This window comes from Micrococcus sp. 093350064-1 (genome assembly GCF_053627955.1).
Genome location: NZ_JBSEYU010000002.1, coordinates 85,380 through 101,752, shown reverse-complemented (window position 1 = coordinate 101,752; position 16,373 = coordinate 85,380). Strand labels below are relative to the sequence as shown.

Genomic DNA, 16,373 nt, shown 5'->3' with positions numbered 1-16,373 from the left:
AGGTCAGCGCTCCCGCTTCTCGAACGCCTCGACCTGGGCACGCAGCGTCTCGGCCGCGATCTCCTCGTCGAGGCCCACCATGCCGAGGTACACGAGCTCGTCCCCGTCCGTGACGCCACCGACGGTCATGGTGAACAAGGCCGTGTCCATGCCCGAGTTCCCCAGGGAGATGTGGACCGCGTCCGGCACGCCGGGCACCGTCGTGAAGGCCGCCTCGACGCCGTCCGGGTCGCCGAACGTGCCGCACGTGTCGGCCAGCTCGCCGAAGGGCTCCAGCAGATCGGTGCCGTCCTCGGTGACCGCGACCATGCCGAACGCCCCGGCCTGGGAACCGGCCAGGCCGGTGACCGCGGCCGGGTCCACCTCGTACTGGGCCAGCGCACCGCCGAGCCCGGGCGCCTGCTGCGTGTTGATCTGCTCGATGAGGTCCGCGCAGGCGCCCGTGGGGGTGACGCCCGTCAGGCTCAGACTCGTGCTGATCGGCTCACCCCCGCCGCCGGCCTGGGTCTCCATGTCCGTGAACACGCCGTCGGGCGCGGTCTGGGGCGTGAGCAGGACGTCCTCGAGCGCCTCCACACGCTCCTCCTGCTCGTCCGTGAGGTCCGAGCCGGCCCCCGTCGTGGCGGACTCGGACGCGTCGGCCGACGCGGACGCCGCCACCGAGGACGAGGCGGAGGACGAGGCCGTGGACACCGCCGTCGAGGGAGCCGCGGAGGACGACGTGGCCGCGTCCTGTGTGGGGCCCGCGGTCGCGCTGACGGTCGCCGGGGAGGCCGAGGACGCGTCGGAGGAGGGAGAGGAGGACGAGGCCTCGCCGCCTCCCCCACCGCAGCCGACGAGCGCGAGGGCGCCCACGGCGAGCAGGGACAGGGTGGCAGCGGGGCGAGCGGGGGCGGCGGGGCGGAGCATGGGAGACCTCATCAGACCGGGTGACGACGATGTGACCAGCCTGACAATCCCCACAGCGCAGGGCCAGCTTTCGCCTGCGGAGGCGGGTTGCGAGAGGGCCACCGGTCGATCGGCTCGCTCCGGGGGACGAGCCGTCTCCCGGCGCCCGCGAGGGCCCCGACGCACTACGATGACCACCAATCACGGCGGAACACGTCACTCTGCCGGCTCCCTCCGACCCGCCCGCCCGTCCTCCCGACGGCGGCACAGAAGGCACTCCATGACCCGCATCCACTCCCGCCTCCTCGGCGCCGTGGGGCTCACCGCGTCGGCGGCGCTGCTCACCGGCTGCGCCGTCGTCGGCGGCGACGCCGGATCCGCCGGCATCGTGTCCGACGACGACCTGAGCACCTCGTACGGCCTCGTCCAGCCCGGCGTCCTGACGGTCTGCTCGGACGTCCCCTACCCGCCCTTCGAGTTCGAGGAGAACGGTGAGCTGACCGGCTACGACATCCAGCTGGTCGAGGCGGTGGCGGAGGAGCTGGGCCTCGGGGTGAACGTGATCGACTCCTCCTTCGAGGCCATCGAGTCGGGTGCCTCGCTCACCGGCTGTGACGTGAACGCCTCGTCGATCTCCATCACCGAGGCCCGTCAGCGCGTCATGGCCTTCACCCTCCCCTACCTCGACGACGACCTCGTCCTGGTCGCGAAGAAGGGCTCCGGCATCACCGACGTCGAGTCCGCGAAGGGCCGCCGGATCGGCGTGCAGGCCGCGACCACCGGCGACGAGTACGCCCAGCAGAACGGCCTGAGCCCCGTGCAGTTTGAGGACGGCGGCATGCAGGTCCAGGCCCTCCAGGCCGGCACCGTGGACGCCGCCCTGGGCAACCAGTCCGTGCTGCTCTACTCGCTCAAGGACGACGATCGCTTCGAGGTGGTCGAGTCGCTGCCCACGGGCGAGCAGCTCGGCATGGCGGTCGGCCCGCAGAAGGCGCAGCTCGGCTCCGCCGTGAACCGCGCGCTGCAGGAGCTGCGCAACGACGGCACCGTGGCCGAGCTCCAGGAGCGCTGGTTCGGTCAGGCACAGGAGGACTACCGATGAGCACGCAGACCCCCGTCTCGCCCGCACCGGCCATGAAGCCCGGCCGTGCGCGCCGCCGTCGCCGGCTGTCCCTGATCATCCAGGCGGCCGTCTTCGTCCTCGCCCTCGTCGTCCTGGCCGTCCTCATCGACTGGGGCACGCTCGCCGAGAACGTCCTGAACTTCCCCGCCGTGGCCCCGATGTTCCCCAACGTGATCCTCGTGGGCCTGGGCAACACGCTGTTCTACACGGTCACCTCGTTCGTCGTCGGCCTCCTGGGCGGCATCGTGCTCGCGCTCATGCGCCTGAGCTCGTTCGGCCCGTACCGGTGGCTGGCCACCGCCTACGTCGAGTTCTTCCGCGGCGTCCCCGCGCTGCTGGTGTTCCTCGCCTTCGGCTACGGGGTGCCCTTTGCGTTCGGGGTGTCCTGGCCGATCCCCGTCGTCGTGATGGTGGCCCTGGGCATGGTCTCGGCCGCCTACATCGCCGAGACCCTGCGTGCCGGCCTGCAGGCCGTGCCCCGCGGCCAGATGGAGGCGGCCCGGTCCCTCGGCATGCCGACGTGGCGGGCCATGGTCACCATCGTGATCCCCCAGGCGTTCCGCATCGTGCTGCCGCCGCTCACCAATGAGGTCATCCTCCTGACCAAGGATTCCTCGCTGGTCTACGTGCTCGGCCTGGCCGCGCACGAGTACGAGCTCACCAAGTTCGGCCGCGACGGCATCTCCGCCCTCGACGCCGGCATGACGCCGATCCTCGTGGCCGGCCTGTTCTACCTCGTGATCACCGTGCCGCTGTCCCTGCTGGCCCGCCGGTTCGAGGCCCGTTCGACCAAGAAGGGGCACTGAGATGGCCCAGCAGAACCCCATCACCGGATCCTTCGGCGCGGTGGCCGCCGCGGACGCCGCCGGCGTGCATGTGGCCGGCCTCAACAAGTCCTTCGGCGCCAACCACGTGCTGCGCGGCATCGACCTCGAGGTCGCCCCTGGCGAGGTCGTGTGCCTGATCGGCCCGTCCGGCTCGGGCAAGTCCACCCTCCTGCGCTGCGTGAACCTGCTGGAGAAGCCCGACTCGGGCGTCGTCACGGTCGGTGAGTTCACGGTCACGGACGAGGACGTGGACCTGGACGTGCTGCGCCGCCACGTGGGCATGGTGTTCCAGCAGTTCAACCTGTTCCCGCACCTGTCCGTGCTGGAGAACTGCACCGTGGCCCAGCTCAAGGTGCTCAAGCGGGGCAAGGCCGAGGCGGCGGACATCGCCCGTCGGCAGCTGGCCCGCGTGGGCCTGGCCGAGCTCGAGGACCGCTACCCGGACCAGCTCTCCGGCGGCCAGCAGCAGCGCGTGGCGATCGCCCGTGCGCTGGCCATGGACCCGCAGCTGATGCTCTTCGACGAGCCCACCTCGGCCCTCGACCCCGAGACCGTCGGCGACGTCCTGGCGATCATGCGTCAGCTGGCCCGCGACGGCATGACCATGCTCGTGGTCACCCACGAGATGGGCTTCGCCCGTGAGGTGGCCGACCGGGTCGTGTTCATGGACGGCGGCGTCGTGGTGGAGGCCGGCCCGGCCGCCGCGGTGATCTCCGACCCCCAGCAGCCGCGCACCCAGGACTTCCTGCGCCGCGTGCTGCACCCCACCGAGATCGACCTCTGAGCCTGCCCACCCGCCGTGCCCCGGTGGGCGGGCGCATGCGTGAGGGGCCCCGCCTGGACCATGGTCCGGGCGGGGCCCCTCAGGCGTGCGGCGGGGGCGTCAGGCCTTCTTGCGCAGCTTCTTCAGCTCGTCACGGGCCTCGCGCAGCGCGGCGACCTGCTCCTCACGGGCGGCGTGGATCGCAGCGACCTTCTCGTCCTGGGCATCACGGATGGCCTGCACCTTGGCGTCGCGGGCGCCCTCGATGCGGGCGGCGCGCTTCTTGGCGGCCTTGCGACGCTTGCCGGGGCGGTTGGCCACGGAGTCGGCGGCGATGGCCAGGCCGGAGCCGACCAGGAAGATGTCCTTGGCGACGGCGGTGCCCTCCTGGGACGGGCGCACGCCGTCCGCCTCGGTCATCTCCGGGGTGTTCAGGTACATCGAGAACAGGCCGCCGGAGAACGCGGTCAGGGCGGAGCCGGCGAGCCAGCCCGGGACGAACGGGGCCAGCAGGGCTGCGCCCACGCCGACCTCGGTGGTCACGAGGAACTTCTTGAACTGCTCCGGCGACAGGTTGGCCAGCGCGGGCAGGCCGCGGGCGCCCATGTCGCGCAGGCCCTGGGCCTGCTCCGCGGAGATGCCGCGCTTGTTCAGGCCGGAGTTCAGGATGAACGCGCCGGAGGCCAGGCGCAGCGGAATCTGGACGATGCTCATGGAGTCTTCCTTCCAGTAGGGCCCGCGGCACGCACGTGGAGTGGGGTGTGGCGCGAACGGTCGGTGAGCGGTCAGCGCCTCTGACACTACCAACGGCAGCCCGCTCCCGCCCGCCCGGAGGCGCGAGTGTGCGCGCAGAGCGGACGACGTCGGCGCCTCCACCACGTCGCGGAGGCGGTCGATGATGGACAATGGGGCGCATGCTCCCCCTCGTCGCACCCCTGACCGTGGCCGCCGCCGCGCCCACCGACTACGGCTGGCTCGGCAACATCGTCGTGGACATCATGGAGGCGGTCGGCCCGATCGGCGTCGGCCTGGCCGTCTTCGCGGAGAACATCTTCCCGCCCATCCCGTCCGAGGTGATCCTGCCCCTGGCCGGCTTCACCGCGGCCGGCGGCGCCTTCAGCCCGCATGCCGCGCTGGTCTGGGCGACGGTCGGCTCGATCGTCGGAGCGCTGGCCCTCTACGGCCTCGGCGCGTGGCTCGGCCGCCGCCGCATGTACCGCCTCGCGGACCGCATGCCGCTGGTGGACATGGAGGACGTGGCCAAGACCGAGCGCTGGTTCATCCGATACGGCTACTGGACCGTGTTCCTGGGCCGCATGGTCCCCGTGTTCCGCTCCCTGATCTCCATCCCCGCGGGCATCGAGCGGATGAACCTCGCGAAGTTCACCCTGTTCACGGCGCTGGGCTCCCTGATCTGGAACGCGATCTTCGTCTACGGCGGCTACGCGCTCGGGGAGCGGTTCCACGTCGTCTCCGAGTACGCGGACGTCTTCTCCAACATCGTCCTGGTCCTGATCCTGGCCTTCCTCGCGATCTGGGTGGTCCTGCGCCTGCGCCGTGACGCCCGCCGCCGGAACGACCCGGACTGGCGCCCGCCGACCGCGGATGAGATGGCCGCCCGCGTCGAGGCCATCCTGGAGTCCTCCGACCACCGGAAGTGAATCGCATGCACCCCGTCCTGCCCTCCCCCCGCCGTGGCCGCGCGGCCCTCGGCCTGGCCGCCGTCGCCCTGGTGGCGCTGAGCGCCTGTGCTCGCACCGAGCCGCAGCCCGAGCCTGCGCCCGCCACGACGGCGGCCTCCGCCCTGCCGTCCATGGACATGGCCCCGTTTACGCTCGAGGTCCCCTCGCACGACCTCGAGAGGGTGCCGGAGGCGAGCATCGCCGTGCTCGAGGGCGAGGACCCGGACCACCACGGGGCGTGGCTGCAGGTGCCCGGGGCGCCGGCCTGGACGGAGGCCATGGCCGGGGCCGTGCGCGCCCAGATCGACCAGTACCGCCGGGACACCGACCCCAGCGCGGACCCGCGCCTGGAGATCCAGCCGCAGCTCGCCGTCGTGGCCGAGGACATCGCCGCGGCCCGCCTGCTCGCCACGGAACGGCGCGGCACGGACTCCGTGTCCACCTCGCACGTGATCTGGTACTCGGCCCGCGAGGACCGCGTGCTCGAGACCGCCGATCTCTTCACCCCCGACGGCTGGGACGCGTTCCGCGCCGAGGTGCGCCAGCGCATGGCCAACGACCCGGACGTGATCGGCTCGCGCCTGGACTCGGCGGTCGACGCGCCGGAGCAGGTGGAGAACCGTCGCGTCTGGGACGCGGTGGTCTTCCTCCCGGACGGCAGCCTGATGCTCGAGGCGGACCAGGCGTCCATGGCGCCGGCCGCCGCGGGTGTGCTGACGGTGCGGATCCCCCGGGACACGGCAGCCCCCTGGCTGTCCGACCTGGGCCACGTCGCCGCGGACGCCGCCTCCGCCCCCGCCGACCTGCGTCTGCCGGACCGCTCCACCCCGACCCTCGAGGAGCAGCAGCCGGAGCCCGAGACGTCCTCGCGGACGCAGGAGGCCACCGACGCACCCGTGCCGCCCCCGTCCGCACCCGCCGACACGGCGGCCCCGACGCCCAGCGCGACCACCCCGGTGCCGAGCAGCACGGTGCCGAGCAGCACGGCCCCGTCCTCCTCGGTCCCCACGTCCACCGGCTCGGCCACGCCGTCCTCCCCGACGTCGCCCGCCAGCTCGTCCTCGCCGTCGGGCACGGGATCCGGCAGTCCGACGCCGAGCACCCCCGACCCGTCGCCGACCTCCGCGACGCCGACCCCCACGTCCCCGAGCCCGTCCGGTCCGTCCACGAGCGCGCCGGCCACGGCCCCCGCGCCGGACCCGACCGAGTCCGCGCCCGAGCCGACCGCCACGACGGCCTCGGCGCCCGCGCCGCCCACGTCGGGAGACCGCTCCAGCGGCACCCCCTGACCCCGGCGCCGGGCGCCGGCGGCGACCGCGGTCGGCGCCGTCGACGCACGGCCGTGGCAGGATCGGGGCGATGACTGAGCACCTCCCCCGCCCCCGCCCGGACGCACCCGACCCCGACGCCGTCCCGCCGCCCGCCGAGCGCGTCCACGCGCACGACCACAATCGGGACAAGGACCCCGCCCTCGTCCGACGGGAGCCGGTCTCCTTCGTCCGACGCGGTGCGCGCCTGAACGCGGGGCGGCAGGCCGTGTGGGACCGCCAGGCGGAGCGGGTCCTCGTGGACGTGCCCCGCGGCCGCGGCGCCACCTCGGTGGACGCCCAGGCCCGACTGGACTGGGCCGGGGTGTTCGGGCGCGAGGCCCCCCTGCTGGTGGACATCGGCTCCGGGCTGGGCGAGTCCACGGCGCAGGCCGCCGCCGACCGGCCGGACTGGAACGTGCTCGCCGTCGAGGTCTACGTGCCCGGCCTGGCCGCGCTCATGACGCGCGTGGAGCAGCAGGGCCTGGAGAACGTCCGCGCCGTGGAGGCCAACGCCCCCGAGCTGCTGGACGCCCTGCTCACGCCCGGCTCCGTCTCCGAGGTGTGGGTGTTCTTCCCGGACCCGTGGCACAAGAAGCGGCACCACAAGCGCCGCCTGGTCTCCCCCGCCTTCGCGGACCGCGTGGCGCGGGTGCTCGCCCCCGGCGGGGTGCTGCGGCTGGCGACGGACTGGTCGGGCTACGCCGTGCAGATGCGCGAGGTGCTCGAGGCGCACCCGGAGTTCGAGAACCTCTTCCCCGGGCGCGCCGCAGGCGAGGACTCCCCGCTCACGCGGGTGCGCCGCGAGGGCAGGGAGACCGAGGTGGGTGCCCAGCCGCTGCCCGCGGGCTGGGAGCGCGCGGCCGAGGAGGAGCGCCCGCTGCGGGCCGGCCTGGGTGAGGCGCGGGCCGGCGCGGCGGCCGCGGACCCCGTGGACCACGAGGGCGGCTGGGCGCCCCGGTTCGAGGGTCGACCGATCACGAGCTTCGAGGCGAAGTCCCAGCGGGCCGGACGCCTTGTGTTCGACCTGGCGTACCGCCGCCGCTGAGCACGGGGCCCGACGGGGCCGCTCAGGCCGGGGCGACCGGCCCGGCCGGGTCGGCGCCGTCCGGGACGGGCGGCAGCGGCAGGCCGGCGGTCACCCGCGCGGTCGCCGCGAGCGTCACGGACCCGGCGTCCCGGTAGCCCCTCGGGGCGTCCCCGGGGGCCGTCGGCGACCAGCGGGCCGTGTGGTGGCCGCGGACGCCGGCCCCCGCCAGGCCGGGCCGCGGGGCCACCGGCAGCACGGCGGCGTCCGTCCAGTCCCGACGACGGCCCACCGCACGGCCGACCCGGGCGAGGAGGTCGCCCGGGGCCAGGGCGCGGAACACCCGTCCGGACCGCAGGCCGAGGTGCGCGGCCCGGGCTGCCAGGGCGGCGGGCAGGCCGACCGCGCCCGAGACCACGAGGGCCTCGACGGGACGCTCGGCCGGCCACGGGGCCTCGGCGTCGTCGGGCTGCAGGCCCCGGTCCGCGAGCAGGCGCAGGGCGTGCGCGGCCACCAGCGAGCCGTACGAGTGGGCCTCCATGGCCCCGTGCACGGCGGTCCCGCGGGCGCGCAGGGCCGGGGCGGCGGCGTCGTCCTCCCCCGGCCCGTGGCGCATGAACTCCCACCAGGCCCGCACATCCGCGGCGAGCATCGCGCCGCCGCGCCGGCCGGGGCCGTCGAGCACCACCCGCCAGGGTGTGGGCGCGGGGTAGCCGAGCCACGCGATGACGACCGGGCGGGGTGCGCCGGCGGCGCGCTGGGCGGCGGCGAGGTGGGCGGCCTCCCGGGCCGTCCCCCACATGGCCGTCTGGGGGCGGATGCCCATGCCGGAGACGAGCCAGGTCAGGTGGGTGGCGGTCGCGGGGTCTCCCGCGGCGACCACCGCGCGCGGACCGTCCGGGCCGTCGAGGACGTAGTCCAGCAGATGCCGGGCGGGCAGGTGCGGGTCCATGCCCTCCGGCTTGAGGGCGTGGACGATCCCGTCCAGGGCGCTGCGGGCCCGCCGGCCCAGGCCGTCGCGCCGGGCCATGTCGGCGCGCAGCCGCTCCCGGACGCGGGACCGTGCGGCCACCCCGAACGACGCCCGGCTCAGTCCTGCTCGGGCTGCCACGTGAGCACCCGTCGGGGGCGGGCGCCGCCGGAGGGCAGCATCCGCAGGACACCCGGGGAGGCCTGGCCCGCGGCGTCGGCCTCGGTCCGTGCCGCGGCCTGGCGGCGGGCGGCCATCCGGTCGGCGTACCGGGCCGAGACGTCGCCGCCGGAGCCCACGGTGAAGACGCGGGCCAGGCGGGAGGCGTGGTGGAGGCGGTCCACCTGGGCCGCCAGCTCGACCACGGTGTCCTGCAGCTGCTCGACCTCGCGCTGCAGCGCGATCACGCGGCGGATGCCCTCCAGCGAGATGCCCTCGCGGCTCAGGGCCTGCACGGTCTGCAGCCGCTCGACATCGGCCAGGGAGTAGCGGCGTTGCCGTCCGCCCTGGCGGGCGGGGACCACGAGGCCGAGCCGGTCGTACTGGCGCAGGGTCTGCGGGTGCATGTCCGCCATCTCGGCGGCCACGGAGATCACGAAGACGGGGGCGTTCCGGTCAAGACCCGGCTCGCGGCCCCGGTCCGCGCGGGCGGCGCCGTCGCGGGCGCTCACCAGGCGGCCTTCCGGGCCAGCTCCCGCCGCGGATCGTCGCCGGCCAGGGCGGACTGCAGGGCCTCGATGGCGGCGCGGGCGTCGTCGTCGAGCTCGGTGGGCACGGTGACGTGCAGCTCCACGAGCAGGTCACCCGTCGTCGTCCCGCGCTCGACACCGCGGCCCTTCAGGCGCAGCACGCGGCCGGACTGGGAGCCCGCCGGCACCTTCACCTTCACGGGGCGCTCCAGCGTGGGCACCTCGATCGTGGCGCCGAGGGCGGCCTCGGGGAAGGTGACGGGCACGGTGATGCGCAGGTCGTCCCCGTCCCGGTGGAAGAACTCGTGCTCGCGCACGTGCACGGTGACCAGCAGGTCGCCGCGGCCGGCCGCACCGGGCGAGCCCTTGCCGCGGGCCCGGACCTTCTGGCCGTCGCGGATGCCCTTCGGGATCTTCACCTCGATCGTCTCGCCGTCCGGGGCGCGCAGGGACACCGTGGTGCCCTGGATCGAACCGCGGAAGGAGATCGTGGTGGTGGCGGTGCGGTCCGCGCCCTTCGTGGGGCGCGGCCGCGGGTAGCCGGCGTCGCCGAAGCCGCCGGTCTGGCCGGCGGCGCCGCCGAACATCCCGCTGAACAGGTCCGACAGGTCGGGCCCGGACTGCGTGGTGCGGGGGCCGCCCCCGCCGCCGAACATGCCGCCGAAGACGTCCTCGAAGCCGCCGCCGCCGGCACCGCCCGGGGCGGAGAACCGGGCGCCGCCGCCCATCGCACGGATCGCGTCGTACTCCTGGCGCTCCTGGGGGTCACTCAGGACGGCGTACGCCTCCGAGATCTCCTTGAACTTCTTCTCGGCCGCCTCGTCCCCGGGGTTCTGGTCCGGGTGGTGGGTGCGGGCGAGCTTGCGGTAGGCCTTCTTCACGTCCGATTCGGAGGCGTCCTTGGACACCCCCAGGGTCGCGTAGAAGTCCTTGTCCATCCAATCCTGCGAGGCCATGGTGCCTCCTCTCGTGTGCATCGGTCAGGGGGGGTCGGCCGGCGGCGGGGTGGGCCGCCGGCCGACGGGGTCACTCGTCTCCGGCGGAGACCATCACCTGGGCGGCGCGCAGCACGCGGCCGTCCCGGAGATAGCCGTTGCGGAAGACCTGGACCACGTGGTCCGCGGGCACCTCTGCGTGCGGCTGGCGCATCACGGCCTCGTGCACGGCCGGGTCGAACTCGACGCCGGCCAGCGCCTCCTGGTCGTGGCGCTCGAGGCCGAGGCCGGCCAGGGCGGTGTCGAGCTTGGTCGCGATCGCGGCGAACGGACCGTCCGTCAGGTCGCCGGCGGCGCGGGCGGCGTCGATGTCGTCGAGCACCGGCAGCAGCGCGGTGACGGCCTTGACCACACCGGCGTCCCTGGCCAGGTCGCGGTCGCGGTCCACGCGACGCTTGTAGTTCACGAACTCGGCCTGCAGCCGGCGCAGGTCGGTCTCGAGCTCGGCCTCGCGGTCCGAGGCCGCGGGCTGCGGCGCCTCGGTCCCGGCCTGCGCGCCGGCCTCGTCGAGGATGCGCTCGGCCTGGGCGAGGGCGTCGCCGTCCTCGGCCTGCTCGGCCGCGCTCTCGGCGGAGACCCGGGGCTCACCGGTCTCGGGGTCGATGCGGCGACGGTCGTTGAACACGATGGGCTCCTCCTCGGAGCCGCGCTCGGCATCGGAGGAGCCGTGCGGACGCTGCTGGTCGGCGCTCATGGTGTGTCCTTTCGAAGCGGGTGGGCGCGGCGGGTCCGCCGCGCGGGGGGGTGGTGCGGGAAGGCCGGCGGGCCGGCCCGGCAGGGGCGCTGCCGGGCCGGCCCGCCGGCGTCGTGGGCCTCCGGGCGGGGCGGGCGTGGACGCCCGCCCCGGCACCGGGGTGTCATGCCTTCTTCTCGTCGTCCTCGTCGACCACCTCGGCGTCGACGATGTCCTCGTCGTCGTCCTGCGGGGCGGCGGACTCGGCGCCGGCGTCGGCCGACTCCGCGCCCTGCTGGGCGTAGAGGGCCTCGCCGATCTTGACCTGGGAGGCCTGGAGCTTCTCGAACGCGGCGGCGACCTCGTCGTCGTTGTCCTGCTTCTCCAGGGCGGCCTTCAGGGCGTCGACGTCGGCCTGCACCTCGGTCTTGACGTCCTCGGGCAGCTTGTCCGCGTTGTCCTGCAGGAGCTTGTCCACGGAGTACGCGGACTGCTCCGCCTGGTTGCGGCGGTCGGCGGCCTCACGGCGCTTCCTGTCCTCGTCCGCGTGGGCCTCGGCGTCCTTGACCATGCGGTCGATGTCCTCCTTGGACAGCGAGGAGCCGCCCGTGATGGTCATCGACTGCTCGGTGCCGGTGCCCTTGTCCTTCGCGGAGACGTGCACGATGCCGTTCGCGTCGATGTCGAAGGTGACCTCGATCTGGGGCATGCCGCGCGGGGCCGGGGCGATGCCGGTCAGCTCGAAGGTGCCCAGCGCCTTGTTGTCCCGGGTGAACTCGCGCTCGCCCTGGAAGACCTGGATGGACACGGAGGGCTGGTTGTCCTCGGCCGTGGTGAACGTCTCGGAGCGCTTGGTCGGGATGGCCGTGTTGCGCTCGATGAGCTTGGCCATCACACCGCCCTTGGTCTCGATGCCCAGCGACAGCGGGGTCACGTCGATCAGGAGCACGTCCTTGCGCTCGCCGGCGAGCACGCCGGCCTGCACCGCGGCGCCGATGGCGACGACCTCGTCCGGGTTCACGCTCTTGTTGGGCTCCTTGCCGCCGGTCAGCTCCTTCACCAGGTCGGAGACGGCGGGCATGCGGGTCGAGCCGCCGACGAGGACCACGTGGTCGATGTCGGAGACCTTGACGCCGGCCTCCTTGATGACGTCCTCGAACGGCTTGCGGGTGCGCTCGAGCAGGTCCTTGGTGAGGTCCTGGAACTTGGCGCGGGAGAGGTGCTCGTCCAGGTGCACCGGGCCCTCGGGGGTCACGGACAGGTACTGCAGCGAGATGTTGGTGGAGGTGGCCGAGGAGAGCTCCTTCTTGGCCTGCTCCGCTGCCTCCTTCAGACGCTGCAGGGCGATCTTGTCCTTGGACAGGTCCGCGCCCTTGGACTTGGCCTGCTGGAGCAGCCAGTCCACGATCCGCTGGTCCCAGTCGTCGCCGCCGAGGCGGTTGTCGCCGGCGGTGGCGCGCACCTGGATGGTGGCGAAGTCGTCCTCGTCCTTGGCGACCTCGAGCAGGGACACGTCGAAGGTGCCGCCGCCCAGGTCGAAGACCAGGATGAGCTCGTCCTCCTTGCCCTTCTCCAGGCCGTAGGCCAGGGCGGCCGCGGTGGGCTCGTTGATGATACGGGTGACGTTCAGGCCCGCGATCTCGCCGGCCTCCTTGGTGGCCTGGCGCTCGGCGTCGTTGAAGTAGGCGGGCACGGTGATCACCGCGTCGGTGACCTTCTCACCCAGGTACTCCTCGGCGTCGTGCTTGAGCTTCATCAGCGTGCGGGCCGAGATCTCCTGCGGGGTGTACTTCTTGCCGTCCACCTCGGTGGTCCAGTCGGTGCCCATGTGGCGCTTGACGGACGCGAAGGTGCGCTCGGGGTTGTTGACGGCCTGGCGCTTGGCGACCTCGCCGACCAGGACGTCCCCGCCCTTGGAGAACGCGACGACGGACGGGGTGGTGCGGGCGCCCTCGGCGTTCGCGATGACGACCGGGTCGCCACCCTCGAGGGCGGCGACAACGGAGTTGGTGGTGCCGAGGTCGATGCCGACTGCACGGGACATGATGGGGTCCTTCCTGTCTGACGGTGAAGCGGGGGCCGGACCCGCGGGCCGGGGCACCGGCGCCGCAGGGAATTGAGCCTTCATGACTCAGGTTGCCACCGGGGCGGTGGACTGTCAAGTGAACCTGAGTCGACTTCACTCACTTCTGCTTCTGCGAGGGTCAACGCGGGCCGTCCGCGATCCATTCCCGGGGCCCGGGTCCATCCCTGATCCGTCCCGGTGCAGGCGCCGGGCCCTGGAAGCGCGCGGGTCTCGCGCGGTTGAATGGCGGAACACGGGGCGTCGCCGACGGCGCGCCCGTCCCGACGGAGAAGGAGCACCACCATGGCCGAGAAGAACGCCGCCGAGTACACCGTCCCGGGCCTGTCCCTGAGCACGGGCCGCCGCACCGCCGAGATCCTCCAGGGTCGCCTGCACGCCCTCAACGACCTGCAGCTCACCCTGAAGCACGCCCACTGGAACGTCGTGGGTCCGGGCTTCATCGGCGTACACGAGATGCTCGACCCACAGATCGAGCTGGTCCGCGCGATGGTGGACGTCGTCGCCGAGCGCATCGCCACCCTCGGCGTCTCCCCCGCCGGCACCCCGGGCGCCCTCGTGGCCGCCCGCACGTGGGACGACTACACGCTGGGCCGCGCGACGACCCTGGAGCACCTGGCCGCGCTGGACCTCGTCTACGACGGCGTCGTGACGGATCACCGCGCCGCGATCGACGCCACCGAGGACCTCGACCCGGTCACCCAGGACATCCTCATCGACCAGGTGGCCCAGCTCGAGCTGTTCCAGTGGTTCATGCGCTCCTTCCTGACCACGGACGACGGCCGCCTGAGCAGCGCGGGTGCGGCCACGGAGGCCGCCGCCGCGGGCCGGGTGAAGGACGACCAGGCCGCGCCCGCCCCGCAGGGCGCTCGCACGAAGAAGTCGGCTGCCAAGAAGGCCACGGCCTCGAACGCGAAGAAGTCGAAGAAGAAGTGACCGCGCGCCCCTGAGGCGCCCGCGTGCACGGAGGGCCCGACCGCACCGCCGGTCGGGCCCTCTGTCGCCGTCCGGGCTCAGGCGGCCCGCGCCGGCCACCAGACGCGCGGGCCGATGTCCCGGACGAGCGCGGGGATCAGCAGCGTGCGCACCACCAGTGTGTCCAGCAGCACGCCGAACGCGACGATGAATGCCAACTGCACCATGAACATCAGCGGGATCACCGCGAGCGCGGCGAAGGTGGCCGCCAGCACGACGCCGGCCGAGGTGATGACCCCGCCCGTGACGGTGAGGGCGCGCAGCACGCCCGCCCGCGTGCCGTGCCGCGGGGTCTCCTCCCGCGCCCGGGTCATCAGGAAGATCGTGTAGTCGATCCCGAGCGCCACGAGGAAGACGAAGCCGTACAGCGGCACGGTGGGGTCGGCGTCCTCGAAGCCGAACACGTGCCGGAACACGAGGGCCGAGACGCCCAGGGCCGCACCGAAGCTGACCACGAGCAGCACGGGTGCCAGGAGCGAGCGCAGCAGCACCGCGAGGATGACCAGCAGCATCGCGAGGATCAGCGGGATGACGACCCGCAGGTCGCGCTGCGTGGTGACGTTCGTGTCCAGCGCCTGGGCCGCCGGGCCGCCCACGAGGATCTCGCCCGAGGTGGGGAGGTCCGCGAGCCGGTCGCGCAGGCGGGCCACGGTCTGCTGCGCGGCGAGGGACTCGCCCGGGTCCGCCAGGGTGGCCGAGACCAGCACGCGGCCGTCCACCACGCGGGGCTGCGGCTCCGGCGCGGACGCGGCGCCCGTCCCGCCCTCCGCCTCGAGCGCGCCCGGGGGCGGGCCCGCGGCGGTCTCGGGGGCGTCCGTGGTGACCTCGGCCTCGGCCACGCCGGGGTCCTCCGCGACGGCGGCGAGCACCGCCTCCGCGTCCCCGGCCGGGGCGAGGATCTGGGCGGGGGCGCCGGCGCCGGCGTCGAAGTGCTCGCTCAGCAGGGCCTGGGCCTGCCGGGCGTCGGAGTCGCCGAGCAGCACGTCCTCCTGGGCGACGCCGTCCGCGCGCAGCTGCAGCAGACCGCCGCAGAGGGCGAGGAGCACGACCGTCGTGGCGACCCAGACGAGACGGGGCCGGCGCGCGACGACGGCGCCCACCCGCGTCCACACCCCGTGGTCCTCCTCGAGGCCGGCGACGGGCCGGCCCACGCCGTCGCGCGGCGGGGTGAAGGCCCGGCCCCGGGCGGCGCGGCGCTCCGCGCGACGGCGCGCGCGCTCGGGGGACGGGATCGTCGGCCAGAAGGCGGCACGCCCGGTCAGCCGCAGCAGCGCCGGCAGCAGGGTCAGGGCGGCGAGCCACGCGAACGCCACACCCGTGGCGGCCACGGGGCCGAGGGAACGCGTCGAGTTGAGGTCCGAGGCCATCAGGATCAGCAGGGCGAGGGCCACGGTCGAGGCGGACGCGGTGATCGCGCCGAAGGACCCGCGCACGGCGGCCCGCAGCGCCTCCCCGACGTCCGCCCGGACCAGCAGCTCCTCGCGGTGCCGGGCCACGAGCAGGAGGCAGTAGTCCGTGGCCGCCCCGATCACGAGGATCGAGAGGATGCCCTGGGCCTGGCCGTTGAGCTGGATCCAGCCCGCCAGGGCCATCCCGTAGACGGCCCCGATCGCGCCGCAGAGCGCGGCCACGGCCGTCAGCAGCACGAGGACCGGCAGCAGGACGGAGCGGTAGACCGCCACGAGGATCACGAACACCACGACGAGCGCCACGAGCAGCAGCAGCCCGTCGATCCCCGCGAACGCGTCGCCCAGTTCCGCGACCAGGCCCGCCGGACCGCCCACGTGCCACTCGGTGTCCGCGGCCACGGTGCCGGCGAGGGCGGGGTCGGCGGCCGCCGGGTCCGCCACGACCTCCCGCAGGTCGGCCACCACGTCGGCCACGGGCCGCTCGGCCCCGGCCGAGGAGTCGACGAAGGCCAGGAACTGGACCGCCGCGGCGTCGTCGGAGGGGATCGGGCCGGCGACGTCGGTCACGCCCGGCACCTCGCCCAGCCGGCCCGCGAGGTCCGCGAGCGCGGGGAAGGCGGCCGCGGGGTCCGCGGTGTTCGCCGGGCCCACGACGACGGCGGGCACGGCCTCGCCGTCCTGGAACGCCGCCGCCTCCTGTCCCGCGCGGGTGGACTCGGCCGACGCCGGCAGGAAGGTGGCCTGGTCGTTCGAGGAGACGTCGCCGATCTTGCCGAACACGGGGCCGCCCAGGCCGAGCACGGCGAGCCAGACCACGGTGAGCGCCGCGGCCAGGCCCAGCCGCAGCCCCCGAGGGGGACGCCCCGTGGCGGCGGGGGTGCGGAAGGCGGAGAGGTCGGGCGGGGTGGGCATGCCTCCGAGCGTAGGGGGTGGTTCGATGATCAAACAACCATGGGGGCTGG

15 protein-coding genes are annotated in these 16,373 nt (G+C 74.1%); 7 read left to right on the top strand and 8 right to left on the bottom strand.

Features of this window, described 5'->3' with window-relative positions:
- Positions 1–3: 3 nt before the first annotated feature.
- Positions 4–909: a hypothetical protein gene (locus ACUW6W_RS02525; protein WP_336575424.1), complete on the bottom strand. Its 906-nt coding sequence runs from the start codon at positions 907–909 to the stop codon at positions 4–6.
- A 259-nt stretch (positions 910–1,168) separates the two neighbouring features.
- Here ACUW6W_RS02525 and ACUW6W_RS02520 point away from each other — a divergent pair, with 259 nt between their 5' ends.
- Genes ACUW6W_RS02520 through ACUW6W_RS02510 form a run of 3 tightly spaced genes read left to right on the top strand, consistent with a single transcriptional unit; the run spans position 1,169 to position 3,622 of the window.
- Positions 1,169–1,990 carry an ABC transporter substrate-binding protein gene (locus ACUW6W_RS02520; RefSeq protein WP_336575423.1) on the top strand — a complete coding sequence of 274 codons (822 nt, stop codon included), beginning with the start codon at positions 1,169–1,171 and terminating at the stop codon, positions 1,988–1,990.
- A complete protein-coding gene (locus ACUW6W_RS02515) occupies positions 1,987–2,817 on the top strand; it encodes an amino acid ABC transporter permease (RefSeq protein WP_052001180.1) in 831 nt (276 codons plus the stop codon). The genes ACUW6W_RS02520 and ACUW6W_RS02515 overlap by 4 nt, the downstream gene beginning before the upstream one ends.
- A 1-nt stretch (position 2,818) precedes the next feature.
- Complete coding sequence (locus ACUW6W_RS02510; RefSeq protein ID WP_036339321.1) at positions 2,819–3,622, top strand: amino acid ABC transporter ATP-binding protein; 804 nt, start codon at positions 2,819–2,821, stop codon at positions 3,620–3,622.
- 99 nt (positions 3,623–3,721) lie between these two features.
- Here the strand turns inward: ACUW6W_RS02510 and ACUW6W_RS02505 are convergent, their stop codons facing one another.
- Positions 3,722–4,315 carry a hypothetical protein gene (locus ACUW6W_RS02505; protein WP_095347365.1) on the bottom strand — a complete coding sequence of 198 codons (594 nt, stop codon included), beginning with the start codon at positions 4,313–4,315 and terminating at the stop codon, positions 3,722–3,724.
- Between the two features lie 200 nt (positions 4,316–4,515).
- Between ACUW6W_RS02505 and ACUW6W_RS02500 the strand changes: the two genes are divergently transcribed.
- The 3 genes from ACUW6W_RS02500 (at position 4,516) to trmB (ending at position 7,638) form a co-directional block, all read left to right on the top strand.
- Positions 4,516–5,262 carry a DedA family protein gene (locus ACUW6W_RS02500; RefSeq protein WP_095347370.1) on the top strand — a complete coding sequence of 249 codons (747 nt, stop codon included), beginning with the start codon at positions 4,516–4,518 and terminating at the stop codon, positions 5,260–5,262.
- 5 nt (positions 5,263–5,267) lie between these two features.
- Positions 5,268–6,572: a hypothetical protein gene (locus tag ACUW6W_RS02495; protein ID WP_095347366.1), complete on the top strand. Its 1,305-nt coding sequence runs from the start codon at positions 5,268–5,270 to the stop codon at positions 6,570–6,572.
- Positions 6,573–6,642: 70 nt separating this feature from the next.
- The gene (trmB, locus tag ACUW6W_RS02490; RefSeq protein WP_095347367.1) at positions 6,643–7,638 is read left to right on the top strand and encodes a tRNA (guanosine(46)-N7)-methyltransferase TrmB; all 996 of its coding nucleotides are present in this window, start codon (positions 6,643–6,645) and stop codon (positions 7,636–7,638) included.
- 22 nt (positions 7,639–7,660) lie between these two features.
- Here the strand turns inward: trmB and ACUW6W_RS02485 are convergent, their stop codons facing one another.
- The 5 genes from ACUW6W_RS02485 to dnaK all read right to left on the bottom strand — a co-directional run bounded on the left by ACUW6W_RS02485 (position 7,661) and on the right by dnaK (position 12,988).
- The gene (locus ACUW6W_RS02485) at positions 7,661–8,728 is read right to left on the bottom strand and encodes an alpha/beta hydrolase (RefSeq protein ID WP_233263206.1); all 1,068 of its coding nucleotides are present in this window, start codon (positions 8,726–8,728) and stop codon (positions 7,661–7,663) included.
- Entirely contained in the window at positions 8,707–9,258 is a 552-nt protein-coding gene (locus ACUW6W_RS02480) for a heat shock protein transcriptional repressor HspR (RefSeq protein ID WP_095347368.1), read from the bottom strand. The genes ACUW6W_RS02485 and ACUW6W_RS02480 overlap by 22 nt, the downstream gene beginning before the upstream one ends.
- Positions 9,255–10,232 (bottom strand): DnaJ C-terminal domain-containing protein, encoded by a 978-nt coding sequence (locus tag ACUW6W_RS02475; protein WP_036337106.1) that lies wholly within the window; start codon positions 10,230–10,232, stop codon positions 9,255–9,257. Before ACUW6W_RS02475 ends, ACUW6W_RS02480 begins: the two co-directional genes overlap by 4 nt.
- 70 nt (positions 10,233–10,302) lie before the next feature.
- Positions 10,303–10,965, bottom strand: a complete 663-nt coding sequence (locus ACUW6W_RS02470; protein ID WP_010080231.1) for a nucleotide exchange factor GrpE — start codon at positions 10,963–10,965, stop codon at positions 10,303–10,305.
- A 163-nt stretch (positions 10,966–11,128) separates the two neighbouring features.
- Positions 11,129–12,988: a molecular chaperone DnaK gene (dnaK, locus tag ACUW6W_RS02465; protein WP_036340002.1), complete on the bottom strand. Its 1,860-nt coding sequence runs from the start codon at positions 12,986–12,988 to the stop codon at positions 11,129–11,131.
- Between the two features lie 324 nt (positions 12,989–13,312).
- Here dnaK and ACUW6W_RS02460 point away from each other — a divergent pair, with 324 nt between their 5' ends.
- Complete coding sequence (locus ACUW6W_RS02460; RefSeq protein ID WP_049146221.1) at positions 13,313–13,963, top strand: Dps family protein; 651 nt, start codon at positions 13,313–13,315, stop codon at positions 13,961–13,963.
- Positions 13,964–14,040: 77 nt separating this feature from the next.
- Here the strand turns inward: ACUW6W_RS02460 and ACUW6W_RS02455 are convergent, their stop codons facing one another.
- Complete coding sequence (locus ACUW6W_RS02455; RefSeq protein WP_454179740.1) at positions 14,041–16,323, bottom strand: MMPL family transporter; 2,283 nt, start codon at positions 16,321–16,323, stop codon at positions 14,041–14,043.
- Positions 16,324–16,373 lie beyond the last annotated feature (50 nt).

Bases quoted from the DNA above. Each gene is read 5' to 3' on its own strand.
- ACUW6W_RS02460 (WP_049146221.1), top strand. From the start codon at position 13,313: ATGGCCGAGAAGAACGCCGCCGAGTACACCGTCCCGGGCCTGTCCCTG.
- ACUW6W_RS02455 (WP_454179740.1), bottom strand. From the start codon at position 16,323: ATGCCCACCCCGCCCGACCTCTCCGCCTTCCGCACCCCCGCCGCCACG.
- trmB (WP_095347367.1), top strand. From the start codon at position 6,643: ATGACTGAGCACCTCCCCCGCCCCCGCCCGGACGCACCCGACCCCGAC.
- ACUW6W_RS02470 (WP_010080231.1), bottom strand. From the start codon at position 10,965: ATGAGCGCCGACCAGCAGCGTCCGCACGGCTCCTCCGATGCCGAGCGC.
- ACUW6W_RS02475 (WP_036337106.1), bottom strand. From the start codon at position 10,232: ATGGCCTCGCAGGATTGGATGGACAAGGACTTCTACGCGACCCTGGGG.
- ACUW6W_RS02500 (WP_095347370.1), top strand. From the start codon at position 4,516: ATGCTCCCCCTCGTCGCACCCCTGACCGTGGCCGCCGCCGCGCCCACC.
- ACUW6W_RS02515 (WP_052001180.1), top strand. From the start codon at position 1,987: ATGAGCACGCAGACCCCCGTCTCGCCCGCACCGGCCATGAAGCCCGGC.
- ACUW6W_RS02510 (WP_036339321.1), top strand. From the start codon at position 2,819: ATGGCCCAGCAGAACCCCATCACCGGATCCTTCGGCGCGGTGGCCGCC.
- ACUW6W_RS02495 (WP_095347366.1), top strand. From the start codon at position 5,268: ATGCACCCCGTCCTGCCCTCCCCCCGCCGTGGCCGCGCGGCCCTCGGC.
- ACUW6W_RS02520 (WP_336575423.1), top strand. From the start codon at position 1,169: ATGACCCGCATCCACTCCCGCCTCCTCGGCGCCGTGGGGCTCACCGCG.
- ACUW6W_RS02505 (WP_095347365.1), bottom strand. From the start codon at position 4,315: ATGAGCATCGTCCAGATTCCGCTGCGCCTGGCCTCCGGCGCGTTCATC.
- dnaK (WP_036340002.1), bottom strand. From the start codon at position 12,988: ATGTCCCGTGCAGTCGGCATCGACCTCGGCACCACCAACTCCGTTGTC.
- ACUW6W_RS02525 (WP_336575424.1), bottom strand. From the start codon at position 909: ATGCTCCGCCCCGCCGCCCCCGCTCGCCCCGCTGCCACCCTGTCCCTG.